Origin of the sequence: Microbispora sp. H10670 (assembly GCF_014161385.1) — a bacterium.
GTDB classification, from domain to species: domain Bacteria; phylum Actinomycetota; class Actinomycetes; order Streptosporangiales; family Streptosporangiaceae; genus Microbispora; species Microbispora triticiradicis.
In genome coordinates, this window is record NZ_JABBWW010000040.1 from 27,421 (window position 1) to 48,649 (window position 21,229).

Genomic DNA, 21,229 nt, shown 5'->3' on the forward strand with positions numbered 1-21,229 from the left:
CGACGTGACCGCGGATCCGCGGTCCAGTCCTCCCCGGTGCCGAGCGCGTGCTGCGCGCTCGGCGCCGGGGATCCCATACATGTCGGGCCTGGCCTCGACTGCGACCTTCTCCCGGGGGGCGTAGGCGAGGTGCAGGCCCATCCGCATGTGGAGGTCGTTCCGGTCGGCGGGATCCGCCTCCTTCAGCACCTTGACCATCTCGGCCGCCGATGTCCCGGCGGTGGTCGCCGAGGCCGCCTGCCCACGGTCCGAAGACGGCTCAGGTGACGCCGTCCGAGGTCGTTCCGGGTTTCGTGTGGAGGATCTCGCGCGCCTGGTCCGCGGCGCGGGCGATGCTCTCGGAGACGAAGTCGATGAAGCGGGCGATGTTCTCCAGGCGGCCGGCGGCCGGGGTGCCGGGGCCGAGGATGCCGACGCCCTGCCGGGCGACCTCGCCGAGGTGCGCGGTGGCGCGGGCGCTGGCCATCGTGGATTGGTACATGACGTCGTCGTCGACCACGTAGCGTTCGCGGCGGCGTTCGTCGCGTTCCCGGCGGATGAGCCCCTGGCTTTCGAGGAACGTGATCGCTTTGGAGACGGACGCCGGGCTGACCTGGAGGCGCCCGGCGAGTTCGGATGCGGTGAGACTTCCGGTGTCGGCGGTGTAAAGGCCGGCCAGCACCCGGGCCGTCATCTTGGGCAGGCCCGACTGCATGAAGACGGTGGCGAACGTCTCCTCGTACTCGCGCACGGCCTCGGCATCGCGCCCGTGGGCCTGCGGGGGCGTGCTGGGGTCCCGGGGAGCGGCGCGCCTGCGGCGGTGGGCGCGGTGTTCGGTGGCGCGGTGGGCGAGGTCGGCGCGGTAGGCGGTGGGGCCTCCGTTGCGCATCACCTCACGTGTGATCGTCGAGGTCGGACGGTCGAGGCCTCTGGCGATCTCCGCGTAGGCGAGGCCGTCGGCCAGTCCCAGCGCGATCTGCTGGCGTTCCTGCTGGGTGAGTCGGCCTCCCGGCATCGCGGTCTCCTTCGTTGTCTGCGGTGCCTCCAGAATAGCGTTCACTCTCGGTTCATTGCAACGAGCGGAGTGAGTGTTGTTGCATTAGATTCACAACCATTGCAACAAAATACCACCGTTCACCTGGGATTATGACCGTCTTACACAACGGGATGATTGCCGAATCTCGAAATGCAACGTAGTGTTTCCGTCATCGGAAAGAACAAGCCGCAGGAGAGCACGATGCAGAAGTTCGACACCCCCATCCCGGTGACCGCCGTCCTCGACGTCCCCGCCGGCCGCATCCGGTTCATCGCCGCCGACCGGGCCGACACCGCGGTCGAGGTCCTCCCCGCGAACGCCTCCAAGAGCCGCGATGTGACGGCGGCGGAGCAGACCGAGGTCGTGTACGGCGACGGCGTCCTGCGGATCAAGGCCCCGGAGGCGAAGAACCAGATCCTCGGCCCTTCCGGATCCGTCGAGGTGACCGTCCAGCTGCCCGCCGGCTCCCGCATCGAAGCGAAGGCGGCCCTCGCCGACTTCCGGGGAGTCGGCAGGCTCGGCGATGTCGTCGTCGAGAGCGCGCAGGGCTCGGTCAAGCTCGATGAGGCCGCGAGCGCTCGCCTCACCCTTCAGTCCGGCGACGTCTCGGTCGGCCGCCTGGGCGGCCCCGCGGAGATCAGCACCCTGAAGGGCGACCTCCACATCACCGAGGCCGTGAGCGGCACCGTCACGCTGCGCACCGAGGCCGGTGAGATCTCCGTCGGCGCCGCCCGCGGAGTCTCCGCCGCCCTGGACGCCGGCACCACCTACGGCCGGATCCACAACGCGCTCAGGAACACCGACGGCGCCGACGCCGCCCTGACCATCCACGCGACCACCGCCTACGGCGACATCACCGCCCGCAGCCTGTGAGGGGCACCTCTCAGGCGCGACGATCCTGTCCGTTCAATCGAAATCCCGTAACAGTTCTCAAGGAGCACGCCACCATGTCCCTCACCCTCACCGACCAGGACCGCCCGGAGCTGCAGAAGGTCATCGAGGAGATGATCGATGACGGCTTCACCGGGGTGACGATGCGCGTGCACGATGAGCGTGGCGAGTGGGCCGGCAGCGCAGGGGTGGCCAAGCTGGGCGAGAACACCAAGCCGCCGGTCGACGGACATGTCCGGATCGGCAGCAACACCAAGACGTTCACGGCGACCGTGGTGCTGCAACTGGTGGCCGAGGGCAAGGTCGAGCTGGACAGCCCGGTTGCCGACTACCTGCCGGAGTTCGGGCTGGACCGGCGGATCACGGTGCGGATGCTGCTGCAGCACACCAGTGGGGTGTTCAACTTCACCGGCGAGTACTTCGAGGACGGCACGTTCGTGCCGGGGATCCCCGCCACCCCCTCCGGCAAGGAGTGGATCGACAACCGCTTCACCACCTACCGGCCCGAGGAGCTGGTCCGGCTGGCACTGTCCAAGCCGTCACGGTTCGAGCCCGGCACCGACTGGAGCTACTCCAACACCAACTACGTGCTGGCCCGGCTGCTGATCGAGAAGGTCACCGGCCGCCCGGTCGCCGAGGAGATGCAGCGCCTCATCCTGGGCCCGCTCGGCCTGACCGGCACCGTTCAGCCGGCCACCGAGACCGACATCCCCGAGCCGCACGCCCACGCCTACTACCGCTACGAGGAGGACGGCCAGACCCATACGGTCGACGTCACCCGCCACAACCCCTCCTGGATCTCCAGCGGCGGTGACATGATCTCCACCACGCGGGACCTGCACACGTTCATCTCCGCGCTGGTGGGCGGCAAGCTCCTGCCGGCCCCTCTGCTGGCCGAGATGTGCACGCCGGAGCCCAAGGTCGGCTACGGCCTGGGGGTGTTCGTGCAGGACGCGGGCGAAAACAGCGGCACCGTCATCACCCACAACGGCGGAGCCGCGGGTCACGCCGCGCTGATGTACAGCACGCCTGACGGCAGCAAGACCCTGACCGCCGCGCTCAACTATGTCGACGACGCCGCACTGTCCCTCGGTGAGGCGTTCCAGAAGGCGACGCAAAGGCTCGTCGAAGAGGTTTTCGGCGGCGGACAGGCCGGGCCGGCCAGCTCGGCCGAGCCGGCTCAGTAAGGGAATGGCGAGCCGTGGGACCCCGATGACGGCTCTGGCCATGTCTCGCCGATCTCGTCGGCAAGGGTGGCGATCTCTTCCCGTCGCTCACTCGCCGTACCGAAGGCGCCCTGGACGAGGATGCCACACTATGCGAATATACGTTCGATTGATGAAGATCGTCAGCGGAAGCGGGTCCTCCAGGCACGTCAGAGTGCTCGCTTTTCCCCTTCTCATCAGAACGGAGTGCATGTGCGCCCGTCGACCTCTGGCCGTGCTCCCCTGTCCCGCCGATTAGTCGCCTTGGCCGGATCCCTGCTCGTGATGGCGGGCCTGCTCGCCGCTCAGTCGCCCGCCGCCGCGGCCGCGGACACCGGGGTCGTCGCCGACCTCGGCGTCGTCGCGGGGAGAGGCGGAGACGTGGCGGCCGGCGGCGGCAAGGTCTTCGTCGCCGCCGACGACCGGATCGTGGTCGCCTCCTACGACGGCCGGCCCGTCGACACGATCAGCGGCCTGCCCGGCGCCGTCGCGCTGCCCGTATCGGACGGCGCCAGGAAGGTGTACGCGGCGCTGCGCGATTCGAACGAAGTGATCGAGATCGACACCGCTACGGTCACCATCACCCGGCGTATCGACCTCAGTGCGTACCCGTGCCCGTCGACTCTGACGCAGTCCCACAACCGGCTGTGGATCGGATACGGGTGCGGCGAAGCGGGAGAGGGAGGCGTCGTCGGCCTCGTCCTGTCGGCGACGGCACCCACCCCAAGCCGGTGCTCACCGTGACCGGACCGGCGACGGGCGCCGTCGGCGAGCGACTCGAATTCAGCGGAACCTTCGGCGCCGACGGCGTCTCCTTCCCGCGGACGACGATCGTCGTCTCACGCAAGGTCGTCAGCCCGGATGGCACCGTCACCTCGAAAGCCCTGCCGAAGGTGGCTCCCGCCGCCGACGGGTCGTTCGGCTTCACCGACACGCCGACCACGGCCGGCGAACACGAGTACACCGTCAGGCTGGTTGGGAACTCGGTCATCGAGCCGGCGAACACCAGCCATGTGGTCACCGTCCTCCAACCGGCCACGTAGCATCCCGGCGACCCGGTGACGGCGATTCGAATCGCCGTCACCGACGGTCAAACGCGGTGGTCGCCGGCGCGCGCTTCGAGAAGGAACTCCTACCTCCGCGTCTGCCGGGGAACATGCAGGCCGTGGGCGCCGAGTCGCGAGAGGTCCGGCGGCTCGCGGAGCCGACGCCGCCGTCGCGGGAGCGGTTCGTCGACCTGCTGCGAGCCGTGTCGATCGTCGCGGTGGTCCTCGGACACTGGCCGGCGCCGGTCCCGCACCGGTGGCGTCAGATGGCGGGGCTGCGGCGTTCGATCAAGAGGACGTCGCGCCAGACGCGGTGATGGCGGCCGACGCGTTCGCGGTGCCGAGGACGCGGAAGCCGGCCGCCCGGTGCAGGGCCAGGCTGGCCGTGTTCTCGGGAAAGACGCCGGATTGGATGGTCCAGACGCCAGCGTCCTCGCTGGCGGTTCAAGGCGTGATTCATACGTTGTCTGTCCACATGTGGACACGTTCGTGATGCCCGGACTCCGTCAGGGTACGACGCCCACGCCATTCGCGCTGAGGCGACGCCCGGCAGAATGGCGGCACGTCCCCAGACAACGCACGCGCGAAGAGAGGGGTCACCATGCGAATGTCCGCATCAGCCAGCCGGAAAGCCGGGCTGTTACTGCTGGGAACAACGCTGGCAGGCGGGCTGTTAACCGCCACCTCATCGGCCAATGCCGCTGATTGGAACTGCAGGGTGGTCACGGCGCAGGATGTGAGGTGGTTCGCTTCCTCCACGGGGACCGCAACCAATCCCCCACACAGCCTGTCCAACGGCTCGCTATTCAAGAGCTTCGGCGTGGCCAACGGGCGGTACAGCGCACAAATCGTCTCGCCGTTCGCAGCTGCCGGCTGGGTGACCGCCGACAGCCGGTATGTAGCGCGAGTGGATGACGGCTACTGCAACTGGTGAGCCGGGCACACAGAAGGCGCCTCCCGCCCGTCATGGGTCGGAAGGCGCCTTCGTGACCACGCCAGGCGTCCCCCCTCGATGGCGCAGGTGCCCCAAGCAGACGGCCGGCGGCCGTCATTTCGTTCTCCGGTGCTTCAGCGGCAGGACTCACAACCCCAAGCCGTCGACGGCGAGCGGAGCCGCCAGCGGATCGAGGGCTGTCAGGTGGCGACGGGCGGTGCCGGCTGCGACGGGGTTCCGGGGGTTCGCAGCGTCGGGGTGAACCAGGTTCTCGCCGGAGGAAGCAGGAGCAGCGTCACGATGAGCGCGGACCAGGGCGCGGTCAGAACCCACTCGAAAGTGCCTTCGACCAAGAAGTGGACGAAGTCGAGCAGGGGGATGGCGACCTGGACCGCGATGGTGGCGTGACGGATCCGTGGGCGACGGGTGCGCCACTGGTTCGCCAACCAGCCGGCGAGGATCGGCGGAAGGTAGAAGGGGGCGTAGAGCAGGTTCTCCAGGACGTCGTCGGAATCGAGAACCAGCTCCAGGATGAGCAGGACGATGCCGAGCAGGGCGAGTGTCGCCTGGAGCCAGATCAGGTTCCGGGCGACCCTTACAGACAGAGGCATGCGGGGGGATCCACTTTCAGCTCTCGGGAACGCGGCGAAGGCGTCCGCGCAGACGGCTCGCCGGACAAATAGTCCCATTTCTATGCGGCAGTTGATCTCGTCCAATCTCGGGCCACCTGGTTGTCCACGTGAGCGGGACGGCCGGTCGGATGAGGCGGGTGAGGGCGTGCCACACGGCGGACGCGGGGGATGAAAGTTTCACGACATCTCATCGCAACGGTGCGAACTTGTCGGGGTAAGAGCCCAGGCGGCGCGCCGATGGCACCCGGGCGTCCGAGAGAGGCGATCCACGTGCTTGACGCCGGGACCTTCCTTGATTTGACTCCGCACTACCCCGTTAACCGTCGAATCGATTCGGACGCTCCTCAATGTTAGCGCTAACACGCGCCTGGCTAGGCCTGCCGCATCGGTGCCGTCCGGTCATGATTCCTGATGAAAGAAGAAGGCATGATGCTTTTCGGGAGCCTGAGAAGGGTGCTCGCGGCCGGGGCGAGCGCGTTGATCGCCACCGCCTGCCTGACCGGCGTCTCCACGCCGTCGCAGGCCGCGACGCAGGGTCCGTGTGACATCTACGCGGCGGGTGGCACGCCGTGTGTGGCGGCGCACAGCACCACGCGTGCCCTGTACGCGGCCTACAACGGCCCGCTCTACCAAGTCAGGCGCGCCTCGGACAACACCACTCGCGACATCGGCGTGCTGAGCGCGGGCGGAGTCGTCAACGCCGCCACGCAGGACTCGTTCTGCGCCGGCACGAACTGTGTGATCACCATCCTCTACGACCAGTCCGGCCGCAACAACCGCCTCACCCAGGCGCCGCCCGGCTACTGGAAGGGTCCGGCGGCGGGCGGATACGACAACCTCGCCGACGCGAAGGCGGCGCCGATCACCATCGGCGGCCAGAAGGCCTACGGCGTCCGCGTGGAGCCCGGCACCGGCTACCGCAACAACAACACCAACGGTGTGGCGACCGGCGACCAGCCCGAGGGCATCTATGCCGTCGTCGACGGCACGCACTACAACCAGTGGTGTTGCTTCGACTACGGCAACGCCCAGACGGACGGCCAGGCCGACTCCCCCGCCATCATGGAGACCGTCTACTTCGGCGCCAACAAGCAGTGGGGTTACGGGGCCGGAGCCGGTCCCTGGATCATGGCCGACCTGGAATGGGGACTGTTCTCCGGGGTGAACGCGGGCTACAACAACCTCGCGTCGATCAACCACCGTTTCGTCACGGCCATGGTCAAGGGCGAGCCGAATCACTGGGCCATCCGGGGCGGGAACGCGCAGTCGGGCGGCCTGACGAACTACTTCGACGGACGGCGCCCCAACGGCTACAACCCGATGAAGAAGGAAGGCGCCATCCTGCTCGGCATCGGCGGCGACAACAGCGTCTCCGGCCGCGGCACCTTCTTCGAGGGCGTGTTGACCTCCGGTTATCCGAGCGCCGCCACCGAGGACGCCGTACAGGCGAGCATCGCCGCCGCGGGCTACGCGCCGGCGGGCGGCGGCAACCCGCAGCAGGGCGTCCAGATCGTGGGCGGCCAGTCCGGCCGGTGCGTCGAGGTGCCGAACTCCAGCACCGCCAACGGCACCCAGGTGCAGTTGTGGGACTGCGGGAGCGGCACCAACCAGCGGTTCACCTACACCTCGGGCAAGCAGTTGCAGGTGTACGGCAACAAGTGTCTCGACGCCTACGGGCAGGGCACCGCCAACGGCACCCAGGTGATCATCTGGGACTGCAACGGCCAGGCCAACCAGCAGTGGAACGTCAACTCCAACGGCACGATCACCGGCGTGCAGTCCGGGCTGTGCCTGGACGCCAACGCGGCCGGCACCGCCAACGGCACGAAACTCATCCTCTGGGCCTGCAACGGCGGAAACAACCAGAAGTGGACCCTGCGCAGCTGATTCCGGCCTTCGGCGCATGAGGGCGATCGGGTGAAGCCACGGGCAGAGGTCCGGACACCTGGGTGGGGCCACGTCTCCCCCAGACCGGTCCTCTGCCCGCACAGGCGGAGCTCGGCCGCGGTCATCACCCCAAATCGCCACCAGGAGCTTCGATGAACATGCCGCTGAACCGTCGACGCTTCATCGCCACCACGGCGGCGACCGTCGGCGCCGCCGCGCTTCCTTCGGCGATCTTCTCCGACCGAGCGGCTGCCGCCGTGCCGCCGCAGGTGACGCTGCCGCAACGCGGCATCTACGACACGGCCGCGGCCGCGAGTTGGACCGATGCCTTCCTTACCGGCAACGGGGAGTACGGGGCGATGCTCTACGGCGCGCCCACTCTGGAGAAGGTGGTCTTCACGCATCATCGGTTCGTGCTGCCCAACGGCACCCGTAACCTGACTCCGCCGGTTCTGTCGGGCCGGTTGGCGGGGGTCAGGGACAAGGCGCTCGCCGGCGACTTCAACGGTGCCACCGGCGACTTCACCTCCGGATGGTCGCTGCGCTGGACCCAGACCTTCCATCCGGGCTACGAGCTGCGAATCAGCACCCCGGGGATGACGACGGCCGGCAACTACGCCCGGGTCACCGATTTCAGGACCGGTGAGGTCACCTCGACGTGGACCGACAGCTACGGTGCGTGGACGCGCCGGGCTTTCGCCTCCCGAGCCGACCGGGTGATCGTCCACGAACTCACTCCCGCGCCGGGCCGGACGATCGACACCACGCTGAGCGTCAACACGGCCCTGAGCGGCGTACCGGGGTCCGTCGGCTTCACCACGCTCGCCACGGCCGGAAACGGTGAGGGCTACCTGAACCTGCGGGGCACATACCCGGCCGGGCAGGGGGCGTTCGGCTATGAGGGCGTCACCCGAGTGGTCGCGACCGGCGGCTCGGTACGGGTGAGCGGGTCGACCATCGTCGTGGCCGCGGCGACCAAGCTCGTGCTGCTGACCAAACTCGACCGCTACGAGTCGTCCACCGCGTGGGACGCGAAACCCCTGCACACGGCGCTGGCCGCGCTGACCGCCGACTACACGGCGCTGCTCGCGCGGCACACCGCCCTGCACACCCCGCTGTACGACCGTTCACGCCTCGACCTGAACGTCAGCGCCGCCGATCGGCAACTGCCGACCAGTGAGCTGATCGGCCGGCAGAACTCCAACCGCAACGTCATCGACCTCGCGTTGCTGGAGCGGATGTACGACTCCGGCCGTTATCTGTTCCTCAGTTCCAGCGGCGTCCTGCCACCACGGCTGACCGGCCTGTGGACGGGCGCCTGGGACGCGGCGTGGGCCGGGGACTTCACCACCGACGCCAACGTCAACTTCCAGGTCGCAGGGGGAAACATCCTGTCCCTCACCGAAGCCATGGACGGCTACTTCACCCTGATCCTCGGCCAGATCGACGACTGGCGCACCAACGCGAGAAATCTCTACGGCGCTCGCGGCCTGCTCGCTCCCTCCCGGACCGACGGTGAGTACGGCAAGATGCTGCACTTCGACAGCGGGTTCCCCGGCCACACCTGGATCGGCGGCGCCGACTGGCTGCTCTATCCGCTGCTCGAGTACTACCAGGTCACCGGTGACGCCACCTTCTACCGCACCAGGCTCGCCCCGGTCCTGATCGAGCTCGCACTGTTCTACGAGGACTTCCTCACCCGCACCGACGCCAACGGCAGGGTCGTCTTCGTACCGTGCTTCTCCATGGAGAACAGCCCGGGCAACACGGGCAGGCAACTGTCGATCAATGCGACCGGCGAGATCGCAGCAGGCAGGCATGCGCTGCAGGCCGCCATCGACGCCGCCGACTTCCTCGGCACCGAGCAGGGCCCGGGGCAAGGCGTGCAACGCTGGACCGCCTTGCTGGCCAAGATGCCCGACTACCGGATCAACGGAGACAGGGCGCTCGCGGAATGGTCGTGGCCCAGTCTGACCGACCGGTACAACCACCGTCACGTACAGCACATGTACCCGGTCTGGCCGCTGCACGAGATCAACCCCGAGGACAAGCCCGACCTGATCCGCTATGCGAGCCGTGCCCTGGATCTTCGGGGGGACGAGGGAGGGGAGGCCCACGGTGCCATCCACCGCGGCCTCGCCCGAGCCCGGCTCAAGGACGGCGCCGGCGTGTACGGCAGCCTGCGGAAGATCCTGGGCAACAACATGATCTTCCGGTCGTTGATGACCTCGCACAACCCGAACCTGTCGATCTACAACGCCGACGCCGCCAATTCGCTGCCCGCGATTCTCGCCGAGGCGTTGATCTACACCAGGCCCGGCGTCCTGGAGTTGCTGCCCGCGCTGCCCGACCAGTTCGCCAAGGGCACGATCACCGGCGTACGCGGCCGCAACCGCATCCGGATCGAGTCGCTCACCTGGGACATCAGCGCCCGGACCGTCACCGCCGCCGTCGTCTCCGACATCACCCAGACCATAACGCTCATCTGCCGGCGCGGGATCGTCTCCTTGACCACCGGTGCGAGCGTCACCGCCTCGCCGTTGGGCAGCCACGCCCGGCAGGTGTCACTCACCGCGGGTACGACGACCCAGATCACCGTCGAACTGAGCGCCGGCGGCCCGTCCGCGGGCGTCGTCCGCCTGGTCAACCGCAACAGCGGCAAGGTGCTGGACGTCTACGGCGGCTCCACCGCCGACGGCGCCGCCATCGTCCAGTGGCCCTGGACCGGCGGGACCAACCAGCAGTGGCGGATGACGCAGAACTCCGACGGCTCGTTCCGGCTGATCAGTCTCGGCAGCGGCAAGGCTCTCACCAGCCCGAACGCCAACCAGGGCACCGCGCTCGTCCAGACGACCGACACCAACGGCGCGAACCAGCGGTGGAAACTCGTCCCCGCCGCCACGAGCGGCTACTACCGGCTCGTCAACGCCGGCACCGGACTGTGCGCGGATGCCGAAGCCGGCTCCACAGCCGACGGCGCCCGAGTCATCCAATGGGCCGCCAACAGCGGTGCCAACCAGGAATGGCAGTTGATCCCGGCCTGAGACCATCTGATGCGGCCCGGCCACGGCGGGCGAGGGAGGTGATGACGAGGTCGAATCACGGGGTGCTGCAAAGACAGCAGCGGTCGAAGCTGAACGGTTCCGCGCAGGCCTGAGTCCAGATGGTGTTGTTGGCGCGGTTGTGCTTGGGGTTGATGAGCCGGGCGACCACGAGCACGGTCACGGAAGCCGCGCCGGCACGGTGGAGGGCGGAGGCCGCGCTCTGGACATGGGCGCCGGTGACGAAGATGTCGTCCACGAGCAGGACGACCTTGCCGTCGATGCGCCCCATCACCTCGAAGGCGTCTTCGTTCGACTCCCGGGGGCCGACCACTGCGGCGCCTACGCCGGGCCAGAGGACAGGCCTGTAGAGGTCTTTGAGCGCAGCGATCATCCTTATGGCTTTGGGCATGGGATGAAAGGCGGGGAGCGGCTCACCCGATCGCGTGCTTGGGACCGTCGTCACCATCGTGAAGTCTCCACCCGCCACGCGTTTCAGGCACAGGGCGTGGGCGCTGTAGAACCGGGAGATCGTGGCCGCCAGGAATGCCGTCCTGTCCGGGCCGAGTCGACGCTGGGACTGGATGCCGGAACGGGACACGATGTCGTACAGCTGGTCATCCCTTTTGACGCACAAAGAGACGGGGACGACATGCCTGGTCGGACGGCGAACGTTCTTCATCGTGTCCCGGCAGCCATCGCAGACGGCATAGGAGGAGTCATTGGGCCCCGAGTGGCAGATATGGCAGACACCGGGACGTGCCGCCGGAACGTTCCGATAAAGATTGATGTACCGCTCGGTCACTTCGCGGGCGGAATCACTCATCGGTCAGAACATCTTCAGGTGTCGGGTCACGTCTAACAGAATCACCACCTGAGACAACAGGTCGTCAATATCCCGTACGACAGTGACTCCTCCCCGGTAGGCCATGCGCTGTACCCACTGGTGTTGCGCGTGGAGTTGGTGAGGCACGAACAAATGCTTCCCCTGAGCGAGGGCACCCCGCGCCTGCTGGGCGGAGCCGCTACCGTCCCCCCCGTTCACCAAGTAGACGGCGGCGGCCAAGCCGCTGGTCACGACGCGGGACAGGGTCACAGTCGTATGCGTGGTCGGGGCCGAGGGCCAGAACGGCGAGACCAGCGCGCCGCTCTGAGCTACCTCCTTGGCCAGAGTCGCGTTCTCCTCAGGGGCGACCGGCATAGCGATGCCGTGAGTCAGAGTGGCGATCGTGCGGCCACCCGTCGCGAGGGCGGCGGAGTGGACGGCCGGATCCAGGCCCGCTACGACCGTGAAGCCCGCCTCTGTCAAAGCTTCTACGTCCTGCCGGACCTGCCCGATCTCCGGCCCGTCGGGATGGCACTCGCCGACGACCGCTATGGATCGGTCGTCCTCCTCGATCAAACTGCCGCGGAACCAGAGGAAGGGCTGGAAGTTATGAACGAAGTCCAGATTGCCTGGATATTCCTCATCCAGGACGGTGACCAGATGTACCCCGTCGGCTCGAGTGGCTTCTATGAGCTCTTCGGCCTGCACGAGGGCTCCGGGCCGGCACCGGGAGACGAGCTCGGTGGCGTATGCCCGGTCCTCCTGGTCCAGGCCGGTGAAGTCACCGTCCAGAAGCCGCAGGGCGCTGCCGGCAGCCTGGATCAGGCGAGCCGTGTGATGCCATGGCCGGACGGTGGCCTTGGTCAACACGAGGACCGCGGCCTGTTCTTCGACCTCGGACATCGCCACCACCCTATCGAACGTATATTCGGCTTGAACGTACGCCGGTCGGTCGCGAGCGTCCAGACCGGTCATGACCCGAGCCTGACGACAGAATCTGATCCATCGCTCGATTTCTACCGAACCGGTAGTGCTCATCCTCCGAACGTGGAGGCGGTCTTGTTCCAGAGCAGCCCTCAGCAGGACGTCTGCCGGGGAACATGCAGAACATGGGCGCCGCGTCGCGGGAGGTGCGGCGGCTCGCGGAGCGGACGCCGCCGTCGCGGGAGCGGTTCGTCGACCTGCTGCGAGCCGTGTCGATCGTCGCGGTGGTCCTCGGACACTGGCTGGCGACGGTGGTCGGCTACGACGAGCACGGCGAGCTGACCGGCCGGTCGGCGCTGCCGGAGCTGCCGTGGGCGCAGCCGATCACCTGGGTGGTCCAGGTGATGCCCGTGTTCTTCCTCGTCGGCGGGTACGCCAACGCCGTCTCTCTGGCCGCGGAGCGACGCCGCGGAGGGAACGCCACCGAGTGGCTGATCAGGCGGAGCGGCCGGCTGATCCCGCCGACCACGGCCCTGGTGCTGGTGCTGGGAGGCGGCGCGCTGGCGGCGGGCCTGTTCGACGCCGACCCTGCCCGGGTTCGTACGGTGGTCTGGCTGGCCTCGATCCCGTTGTGGTTCCTCGTGGCCTACCTGGTGGTGGTCGTGCTGACCCCGCCGATGTACGCCCTCCATCGCCGGTACGGACTCGCCGTCCCGCCGGTGCTGGTGGGGCTCGTGGCAGCCGGTGATGTGGCCCGTCTCCTCGGCCACGACTTCTGGGGCGGCGGCAACTTCCTGTTCGGCTGGCTGGCCGTCCACCAGATGGGTTTCGCCTGGCGGGACGGGCTGCCGGCCCGCCCTCGCGTCGCGGTGTCGCTGCTGCTCGGCGGGACCGGCGCGCTGCTCCTGCTCACCCTCGCCGGTCCCTACCCGATCAGCATGATCAATGTGCCCGGCGAGCGGCTGCACAACATGTCCCCGCCCAGCCTGGCCCTGCTCGCGGTCGCCACCGCCCAGCTCGGGGCGGCGCTGCTGCTGCGGGATCGGGGCGAGCGATGGTTGCGGCGCGGCCGCAGGTGGACGGCCGTGGTCGCGGTCAACTCGGTGATCATGACGATCTTCCTCTGGCACATCTCCGCCGCGATCCTGCTCGTCGCCGCGCTGCACGTCGCGGGCGTGCTGCCGACTCCGCAGGCCGGATCTGCCGCGTGGCTGGCCTGGCGGATCCCGTTGCTGGTCCTGTTCGGCGCCGCTCTCACGCCACTCGTCGCGATCTTCGGCCCGGTCGAGGTGCGCGGTGTCCTGCGGCTCCGCCGTATCTCGCTCCCGACGCCGGCCGTCCTGGCCCGCATGGCGTCCTGCCGGGTCTTCCGGCCGTGGCTGGCCATCGCGGGATTCACGGGAGTCTCCTTCGCCCTGCTCGCCAACAGCCTGTGGCCCAGCACCGCTCCGACCGGATCAGGAATGCCGGCGGTCGCGCTGGTCACCTACCTCGCCTGCGCGGCGGTCCTGCGCCTGCTGCGCTCGACCCCTCCTGCCACGGAGGCCGGACCGCGCCACCGGTGACGCCGAATCCGGCAGCCGGCACGATGGCGTGGCGTCTCATGCCGCCCTGGAAACCTGGTCGCCATGTGTCCCGTCCGCGCTCGGCACGGGGGAAGGCAGGGCCTGTTCACACCAGATGGTCTTGCCACAAGCCGACTGTCTCGTGCCCCAGCTCTGCGTGAGCTGTGCGACCAGCAGCAGTCCACGGCCTCCCTCGTCGAAGACGCGGGCCCGGCGCAGATGCGGTGCGGTGTTGCTGCCGTCCGAGACCTCGCAGATCAGCGTGCGGTCGCGGATCAGCCGCAGCTGAATCGGGCCGGTCCCGTGGCGCATCGCGTTGGTGACCAGCTCGCTCACCACGAGCCCGGTGACGAACTCCATCTCGGCCAGTCCCCATACGAGGAGCTGGTCGATGGCGAGCTTCCGGGTGTGCGTGACCACGGCCGGGTCGGCGGGGACGTCCCACGTCACGATCTGGTCCGGGGAGAGGGCCGCGGTGCGTGCCAGGAGAAGGGCCGCGTCGTCGGCCGCGCGGCCGCCGAGCAGGGCGCCGGTCACGGTGTCGCAGGTGTCCTCAAGCGATGCGGTCGGCAGCGCCAGGGTACGGCGCAGTTCGGCGAGGCCCTGGTCGATGTCCCGGTCGCGGGACTCGATCAGGCCGTCGGTGAACAGGGCGATGACGGTGCCCGCGGTCAGGCCCAGCTCGGTGGTTTCGAAGGGCAGGCCGCCGACGCCGAGAGGAGGGCCGACCGGCCCGCTCACCAGTTCCGTGGCGCCGTCGGGAGCGACCAGGACGGGCAGTGGGTGACCGGCGGTGGCGATGGTGCAACAGCGCGAGACGGGGTCGTAGACGGCGTACAGGCACGTGGCTCCCAGCTCGGCGAACGCGGCCGGGTCGCCTTCCGCCGTACCGGGCTGTTCCTCGCCGGTGAGGTGGATGACCAGGTCGTCCAGGTGCGTGAGGAGCTCGTCGGGCGGCAGGTCGACGTCGGCCAGGGTGCGTACGGCGGTGCGCAGCCGGCCCATGGTCGCGGCGGCGTGGATGCCGTGGCCGACGACGTCTCCGACGACGAGGGCGACCCGGCAGCCGGACAGCGGGATCACGTCGAACCAGTCGCCGCCGACCCCGGTCTGCGCGCCCGCCGGCAGATAACGGGAGGCGATCTCCACCGCCGGCTGCACGGGCAGCCGCTGGGGCAGCAGACTGCGTTGCAGGGTGAGCGCGGTGTTGCGTTCGTGGGTGTAACGGCGGGCGTTGTCGATGACGACGCCGGCCTTGGCGGCCAGCTCCGCCGCGTAGGACAGGTCCTCCTCGTCGAAGAGGCCGGGCGGACGCGAGCGCCAGAAGCTGACCACGCCCATCCGCATCCCCCGGCCACGCAGCGGAGTCGTGATCAGGGAATGGATGCCCTGGTCCAGGATCCGGGCGGCCTCTTCCGGGTTCTGGGACCGCCACGCGGTGGAGGCCCGCAGATCGGGCTCGATCACGGGGAGGTCACAGTCGAAACTGCGGGCCTGAGGCGTGGGCGGGGCCCACGTGATCGGCACGCCGGGCGGGTGGAACGACCCGGTGTTCCCGATGCCTCCGATCGCCACCCGGCACAGCGTCTCGCCCTCGTCCGGGTGGTGGTCATCGCCTTGTACGACGGCCAACACCAGGTCGACCGTGACGAAGTCGGCGAACTCGGGGACCGCCACCTCCACCAGTTCCTCCGCCGTCCGCCGCACATCGAGGGTGGTGCCCACCGCCGTGCTGGCGTCGTACAGCAGTTTGAGGCGTCTGTGCGCCTTCTCCGTCAGCTTGCGACTCTCCTCCAGCGAGTGCCCCATGCTGTTGAACGCGACTTCGAGCTCACCGATCTCGCCCGCACCGGTTTCGGGCATGCGCGCCGTGAGGTCTCCGTCGGCGAGCCGGGAGGCGACGGCGGCCGCTTTTCGCACCGGCCGGACGATCGACCGGATCAGGTAGGTGTCGAAGGCGAGGATGAGCAGGATCGATCCCACCACACCGATCGACGCCACCGCGGTGGCCCGGACGGCGGCTTCGGCGGCGCGTGCCTGTCGCAACGCGAGAAGTTGATCCTCGAAATTCACGAACTGCTGGAACTGTCCCCTGATCGCGTCGACGCGGCGCTTTCCGTCCTGCGTCACCGCCACGGTGTGCACGGATGCCGGATCCCGCCGCGCGGCCTCCACGGTCGGGATCGAATAGTCACGGATATAGGCGTCTATGGATTGCCTGATCAGGCGCGCCCGCTCTCCCTGCTTGGGGGTGCCCGCGGTCGCGAGGCGCTCCAAGGTGGCCGCCTGCTCGGGGATGGCGGCACGGGCCTGTCTCCATGGTTGCAGGAAGCTCTCCTCCCCGGCGATGACGAACCCCCGCTGGCCGGTCTCGAGGTCGATGACGAGCCTCTGGAGGTGGTTCGCGCTCGTCAGCACATGCCTGGAGTGGTTCGTCAGATCCACCGCCTCACGAAGACCCACGATCGCCGGCAGGAGGAACGCGAAGGCGCCGCTGATGAGGCCCAGGAGCAGCACGCTCACCATGATCGTGCGCCGGGTCAGTCCGCCTTTCCCCTCAGCCCGTCGCGTGCGACGCGAACCGCTTACCCCCATGGCATGCCTTCTGAACAGCGGCAATCTCGTCTACTTCGTCATCTTACGACTGTGACCCCTTCGCTCCCGGAAGGGAGCGGCGCCGTCCCCGGGCAGACGAACGAGCGGGTCCGGCCGGGCGAGGTGCTCCGGCCGGACCCGCTCGGTCCGGTTGTTCGGTTCTTATGTCAGGCGGTCACGGGCTGGAGCAGGTGACGGAGGGGGTGGCCGCGCTGCCGTTGGCGGTGAAGCCCAGGGTGGTGGAGGCACCCGAGGCGATGGAGCCGTTGTAGGGCGCGTTGCGGACCGTCACGCTGGAGCCGGACACGCTCTGCTGGCCGTTCCACAGGCTGCTGATGCTCTGCCCGCCGGGCCAGGTCCACTTCACGGTCCAGCCGTTGACCGGCGCGCTGCCCGCCTGCACGGTCACCTCGGACTGGAACCCGCCGGGCCAGGAGTTCACCGTACGCATCGTCGCGCTGCATCCGCCCGGCTCCGTCGACGGCGACTGCGACGGCGACTGGGACGGCGACTGGGACGGCGACTGCGACGGCGACTGGCTGGGGCTCTCCGAAGGACTCGTGCTGGGGCTCACCGGCGGGGAGGGCGAGACGGGCGGGGCGGCGTTGAGGGCGTTGAGGACCGAGGTGTAGGCGGCCTTCTTGTTGCCGCTGGTGTCGAACAGCAGCGGGCTGGTGTTCGCGCCGAGCCAGGAGTCGCTGTCACGGACGCCCCACACGGTGATGCCGACGCACCGCGACACGGCCAGGCAGTCGTTGGTCACGTTGGCGTAGGTCTGCGCCGAGCCGCCCTGGATGTCCAGCTCGGTGATCGCCACGTCGACGCCGAGGGCGGCGAAGCTGGAGATCGTGGTGCGGTAGTTGCTGTTGTAGGCGCTCTGGCTGTTGAAGTGCGACTGCAGGCCCACGCAGTCGATCGGCACGCCGCGCTGCTTGAAGTCCTTGACCATGTTGTAGACGCCCTGCGTCTTGGCCCAGGACCAGTTGTCGATGTTGTAGTCGTTGTAGCAGAGCTTGGCGGCCGGGTCGGCGTTCCGCGCGGTGCGGAAGGCCACCTCGATCCAGTCGTTTCCGGTCCGCTGCAGGTTGGAGTTGCGCCGCCCGCCGTTGCTGTCGTCGAAGGCCTCGTTGACGACGTCCCAGTAGGCGATCTTGCCCTTGTAGTGGGACATGACCCCGTTGATGTGGTCGATCATCGCCTGCCGCAGCGAGCTGCCCTCCAGCGACTGCATCCAGCCCGGCTGCTGCTGGTGCCAGGCCAGCGTGTGCCCGCGCACGCGCTTGCCGTTCTGCACGGCCCAGTTGTAGACCCGGTCGCCGGCGGAGAAGTTGAACTGACCGCGGTTCGGCTCGGTCGCGTCGATCTTCATCTCGTTCTCGGCGGTCACCATGTTGAACTCACGGTTCGCGATGGTCGTGTACTGCGAGTCGCCGAGCTTGCCCGAGGCGATCGCGGTGCCGAAGTAACGGCCGCTCTGCGCCGCCGCCGCGCCCAGCGTGCTGGCCGCCGCGTCGGCGGGGGCCGAAGCCGCCGCGAACGCCGTGACCGCGCCGAGCACACCGAGAGCACCGACGGCCAGAGCCCGCCGCATCCCCGTGAGGGGCTGCCGGGTTCCAGGCCGGGAATTGGCGCGTACGCCCATGCCTGAGCCTCCATAACTGAAACGGGAAGGGAGTACTGCGGCGACATGCCGCGCGGGATGGACGCGGGCCCCATCACTGGGAACGCACACCCGTCAGGCGTCGCGAAACGGCGGCCCCCTGCCTGCGCACCACCACCGGACAGGAGGGCCGCCTCGGGACCTCAGTGTGGAAACCACGCCGAAACATGTCAAGACTGGGGTGAAACTTTCGGAGGCGGGCCGTCGTCAGGCTGGCGTCTTACCCCCGTATATGGCCTGCCCAGGGCCCTGGAAATTTTCGAGCCGGCCAGCCCGCCAGAAGGGCGGTAATGGCTGAAATTTACATCATCGCCCAGCGCGAGCCGTGCGCTCCGGCGGCCTCGGCGAGGTCTTCCCGATCACTCCGCCCACAACAAGCGAAGGCCTCCGGTGCGGCGGCGTGCGCCGTGCCGGAGGCCTTCTTTCACCACCAGGAGAGGAGGAGAGTCAGCGGATGGACTCGCCTAGCTGTTCCAGGTCCACTTCTGGTTGTTGCCGCCGTGGCAGCTGTAGAGCTGGAGCTTGGTGCCGTTGCCGGTGCCGGCTCCGACGGCGTCGAGGCACAGGTTGGACTGGACGCCCTGGATGCTGCCGTCGGAGTTCACCCGCCACTTCTGGTTGTCCCCGCCCCAGCAGGAGTAGATCTGGATGGCGGCGCCGTTGCCCGTGCCGGCCGCGTCCAGGCACTTGCCGCCGTAGACCCGGATCTCGCCGGAGGACGTGGACGACCAGGTCTGGTTGCTCTGGCCGTTGCAGTCGTACAGCTGCACCTGCGTGCCGTCGTTCTGGCTGGCGTTGGGCACGTCGATGCAGCGACCGGAGGCCACGCCCCGGATCGCCCCGTTGCCGCCACTGGTCGGGCTCACCGTCGGAGTCGCGCTGGGGCTCCCCGAAGGACTCGCGCTGGGGCTCACCGGCGGCGTGGGCGAGACGGTGGGGGCGGCGTTGAGGGCGTTGAGGACCGAGGTGTAGGCGGCCTTCTTGTTGCCGTTGCCGTCGAACAGCAGCGGGCTGGTGTTCGCGCCGAGCCAGGAGTCGCTGTCACGGACGCCCCACACGGTGATGCCGACGCACCGCGACACCGCGAGACAGTCGTTGACCACGCTCGCGTAGGTCTGCGCCGAGCCGCCCTGGATGTCCAGCTCGGTGATCGCCACGTCGACGCCGAGGGCGGCGAAGCTGGAGATCGTCGTGCGGTAGTTGCTGTTGTACGGGCTGTTGCTGTTGAAGTGCGACTGGAGGCCGACGCAGTCGATCGGCACGCCGCGCTGCTTGAAGTCCTTGACCATGTTGTAGACGCCCTGCGTCTTGGCCCAGGACCAGTTGTCGATGTTGTAGTCGTTGTAGCAGAGCTTGGCGGCCGGGTCGGCGTTCCGCGCGGTGCGGAAGGCCACCTCGATCCAGTCGTTGCCCGTCCGCTGCAGGTTGGAGTCGCGCCGGCCACCGGAGTTGCCGTCGGCGAACGCCTCGTTGACGACGTCCCAGTAGGCGATCTTGCCCTTGTAGTGGGCCATGACCCCGTTGATGTGGTCGATCATCGCCTGCCGCAGCGAGCTGCCCGACAGCGACTGCATCCAGCCCGGCTGCTGGGAGTACCAGGCCAGCGTGTGACCACGGACCCGCTTGCCGTTCTGCACGGCCCAGTTGTAAACCCGGTCACCGGCGGAGAAGTTGAACTGACCGCGGTTCGGCTCGGTCGCGTCGATCTTCATCTCGTTCTCGGCCGTCACCATGTTGAACTCACGGTTCGCGATGGTCGTGTACTGCGAGTCGCCGAGCTTGCCCGAGGCGATCGCGGTGCCGAAGTAACGGCCGCTCTGCGCCGCCGCCGCGCCCAGCGTGCTGGCCGCCGCGTCGGCGGGGGCCGAAGCCGCCGCGAACGCCGTGACCGCGCCGAGCACACCGAGAGCACCGACGGCCAGAGCCCGGCGCAGTCCTGTGAAGGACTGCCGGGTTCCAGGCCGGGAATTGGGGCGTTCGCCCATGCCTGAGCCTCCATAACTGGAACGGGAAGGGAAAGAGGCGAGTAGAGTCGCGAATCGACGCCGCGCTCCATCGATCGGGAGCGCACACCACCGGGGGCGTCGCGGACGGCCTCCCGCCTGTGCACCACCATCAGGCAGGAGATCGCCTCGGGGACTCAGTGTGGAAACCACGCCGAAACATGTCAAGACTTTAGTGAAACTTTCGGAACGGCCGGCCCTCGCCCGGGAGTGTCGCACCCCGCCGGCATCCGCCCCGGTCTCCCGAAACGTCTCGGCGGGCCGTCGCCTCCGGCCCGGCCGGAATGCCTGAAAGTTTCATCACACATCCCCTGCGCACCGGTGAGACGTACGACATAAGACCTGCTGGGCCCGTGCCCGGTCGTCGCACGCCCCTTACGCGAGGTTGCGGGTCCTTGACTCCGCCTCGCCACCTCGGCTTTGCTCCGCCCCACCACCACTTAGCGCGACCGAAGGGAGAAGGGAGCCTGGCCCCCAGGTAGTTGTTAACGTTAACAGCATCTCGTCTTGAAAGCGCACCACGCGGCCCGAGCGACGCGAGACCCCGGATGGACACACCACCTCCCTCCGCGGCCTCCCCTCGCCGTCGCTTTCGATGGGAGGTCGCCCGTACAGAGCGGGAGGAGCCGGATCGGCCGGCCCGTGACTCCTCGCAGCGGTGCGGCCCGTACGACGGGCCGGCCCGGCCACCCCGATCATGTTCGGCCGCAGAGCCACCACTTCACGGCGTTCGCCCCCTGAGAAAGCTGGGTACAAAAATGTTAGCGATAACAGAAATAATCCATCGTCCGCGCTGGTCGCGTGCGCGGAAGTCGCTGGGCCGATGGCTGGCCGTACCGCTCCTGACCGTGGCCATGGCGGCGTCGGGCGCGGTGCTGGGGGCGGGCGCCGCGAGCGCGGAGTCCAACGGCGGGGTGCGGGTGATGCCGCTGGGCGACTCGATCACCGAGGGCACCCAGGTGCCGGGCGGCTACCGCATCGGGCTGTGGCAGCGCCTGGCCGCCG

16 protein-coding genes are annotated in these 21,229 nt (G+C 68.5%); 9 read left to right on the plus strand and 7 right to left on the minus strand.

Annotation, left to right across the window (positions count from 1 at the left end; translation table 11 throughout):
- Positions 1-259: 259 nt before the first annotated feature.
- A complete protein-coding gene (locus HHX33_RS32515) occupies positions 260-994 on the minus strand; it encodes a GbsR/MarR family transcriptional regulator (protein ID WP_182877921.1) in 735 nt (244 codons plus the stop codon).
- Positions 995-1,216: 222 nt separating this feature from the next.
- Here HHX33_RS32515 and HHX33_RS32520 point away from each other — a divergent pair, with 222 nt between their 5' ends.
- The 6 genes from HHX33_RS32520 (at position 1,217) to HHX33_RS32545 (ending at position 5,091) form a co-directional block, all read left to right on the plus strand.
- Positions 1,217-1,888 carry a DUF4097 family beta strand repeat-containing protein gene (locus HHX33_RS32520; RefSeq protein WP_182877922.1) on the plus strand — a complete coding sequence of 224 codons (672 nt, stop codon included), beginning with the start codon at positions 1,217-1,219 and terminating at the stop codon, positions 1,886-1,888.
- Positions 1,889-1,962: 74 nt separating this feature from the next.
- Positions 1,963-3,093 carry a serine hydrolase domain-containing protein gene (locus HHX33_RS32525; RefSeq protein ID WP_182877923.1) on the plus strand — a complete coding sequence of 377 codons (1,131 nt, stop codon included), beginning with the start codon at positions 1,963-1,965 and terminating at the stop codon, positions 3,091-3,093.
- Between the two features lie 282 nt (positions 3,094-3,375).
- On the plus strand, positions 3,376-3,855 hold the full coding sequence (locus HHX33_RS32530) for a hypothetical protein (protein WP_182877924.1): 480 nt from the start codon (positions 3,376-3,378) through the stop codon (positions 3,853-3,855).
- Entirely contained in the window at positions 3,852-4,154 is a 303-nt protein-coding gene (locus tag HHX33_RS32535) for a hypothetical protein (protein ID WP_182877925.1), read from the plus strand. Before HHX33_RS32530 ends, HHX33_RS32535 begins: the two co-directional genes overlap by 4 nt.
- A gap of 113 nt (positions 4,155-4,267) precedes the next feature.
- Entirely contained in the window at positions 4,268-4,474 is a 207-nt protein-coding gene (locus HHX33_RS32540; protein ID WP_182877926.1) for a hypothetical protein, read from the plus strand.
- Between the two features lie 284 nt (positions 4,475-4,758).
- Positions 4,759-5,091 carry a hypothetical protein gene (locus tag HHX33_RS32545; protein ID WP_182877927.1) on the plus strand — a complete coding sequence of 111 codons (333 nt, stop codon included), beginning with the start codon at positions 4,759-4,761 and terminating at the stop codon, positions 5,089-5,091.
- Between the two features lie 200 nt (positions 5,092-5,291).
- On the opposite strand, the gene HHX33_RS32550 is transcribed toward HHX33_RS32545, so the two are convergent.
- Positions 5,292-5,702, minus strand: coding sequence for a hypothetical protein (locus HHX33_RS32550; protein WP_182877928.1), 411 nt, complete (start codon positions 5,700-5,702; stop codon positions 5,292-5,294).
- A 447-nt stretch (positions 5,703-6,149) separates the two neighbouring features.
- On the opposite strand from HHX33_RS32550, the gene HHX33_RS36825 reads away from it, so the two are divergent.
- Complete coding sequence (locus HHX33_RS36825) at positions 6,150-7,610, plus strand: arabinofuranosidase catalytic domain-containing protein (RefSeq protein WP_182877929.1); 1,461 nt, start codon at positions 6,150-6,152, stop codon at positions 7,608-7,610.
- Positions 7,611-7,762: 152 nt separating this feature from the next.
- Positions 7,763-10,654, plus strand: a complete 2,892-nt coding sequence (locus HHX33_RS32560; RefSeq protein WP_182877930.1) for a glycosyl hydrolase family 95 catalytic domain-containing protein — start codon at positions 7,763-7,765, stop codon at positions 10,652-10,654.
- A gap of 55 nt (positions 10,655-10,709) precedes the next feature.
- Here the strand turns inward: HHX33_RS32560 and HHX33_RS32565 are convergent, their stop codons facing one another.
- Both HHX33_RS32565 and HHX33_RS32570 read right to left on the minus strand, forming a co-directional pair.
- Positions 10,710-11,477, minus strand: a complete 768-nt coding sequence (locus HHX33_RS32565) for a hypothetical protein (RefSeq protein ID WP_182877931.1) — start codon at positions 11,475-11,477, stop codon at positions 10,710-10,712.
- Positions 11,478-11,480: 3 nt separating this feature from the next.
- Entirely contained in the window at positions 11,481-12,452 is a 972-nt protein-coding gene (locus tag HHX33_RS32570) for a DNA-processing protein DprA (protein ID WP_182877932.1), read from the minus strand.
- 134 nt (positions 12,453-12,586) lie between these two features.
- Here HHX33_RS32570 and HHX33_RS32575 point away from each other — a divergent pair, with 134 nt between their 5' ends.
- The gene (locus HHX33_RS32575; RefSeq protein WP_182877933.1) at positions 12,587-13,966 is read left to right on the plus strand and encodes an acyltransferase family protein; all 1,380 of its coding nucleotides are present in this window, start codon (positions 12,587-12,589) and stop codon (positions 13,964-13,966) included.
- A gap of 36 nt (positions 13,967-14,002) precedes the next feature.
- On the opposite strand, the gene HHX33_RS32580 is transcribed toward HHX33_RS32575, so the two are convergent.
- The 3 genes from HHX33_RS32580 to HHX33_RS32590 all read right to left on the minus strand — a co-directional run bounded on the left by HHX33_RS32580 (position 14,003) and on the right by HHX33_RS32590 (position 20,206).
- Positions 14,003-16,483 (minus strand): SpoIIE family protein phosphatase, encoded by a 2,481-nt coding sequence (locus HHX33_RS32580; RefSeq protein ID WP_182877934.1) that lies wholly within the window; start codon positions 16,481-16,483, stop codon positions 14,003-14,005.
- A gap of 253 nt (positions 16,484-16,736) precedes the next feature.
- Positions 16,737-18,152 carry an endo-1,4-beta-xylanase gene (locus HHX33_RS32585; protein ID WP_220502450.1) on the minus strand — a complete coding sequence of 472 codons (1,416 nt, stop codon included), beginning with the start codon at positions 18,150-18,152 and terminating at the stop codon, positions 16,737-16,739.
- A gap of 533 nt (positions 18,153-18,685) precedes the next feature.
- Complete coding sequence (locus HHX33_RS32590; protein WP_182877936.1) at positions 18,686-20,206, minus strand: endo-1,4-beta-xylanase; 1,521 nt, start codon at positions 20,204-20,206, stop codon at positions 18,686-18,688.
- Positions 20,207-21,229 lie beyond the last annotated feature (1,023 nt).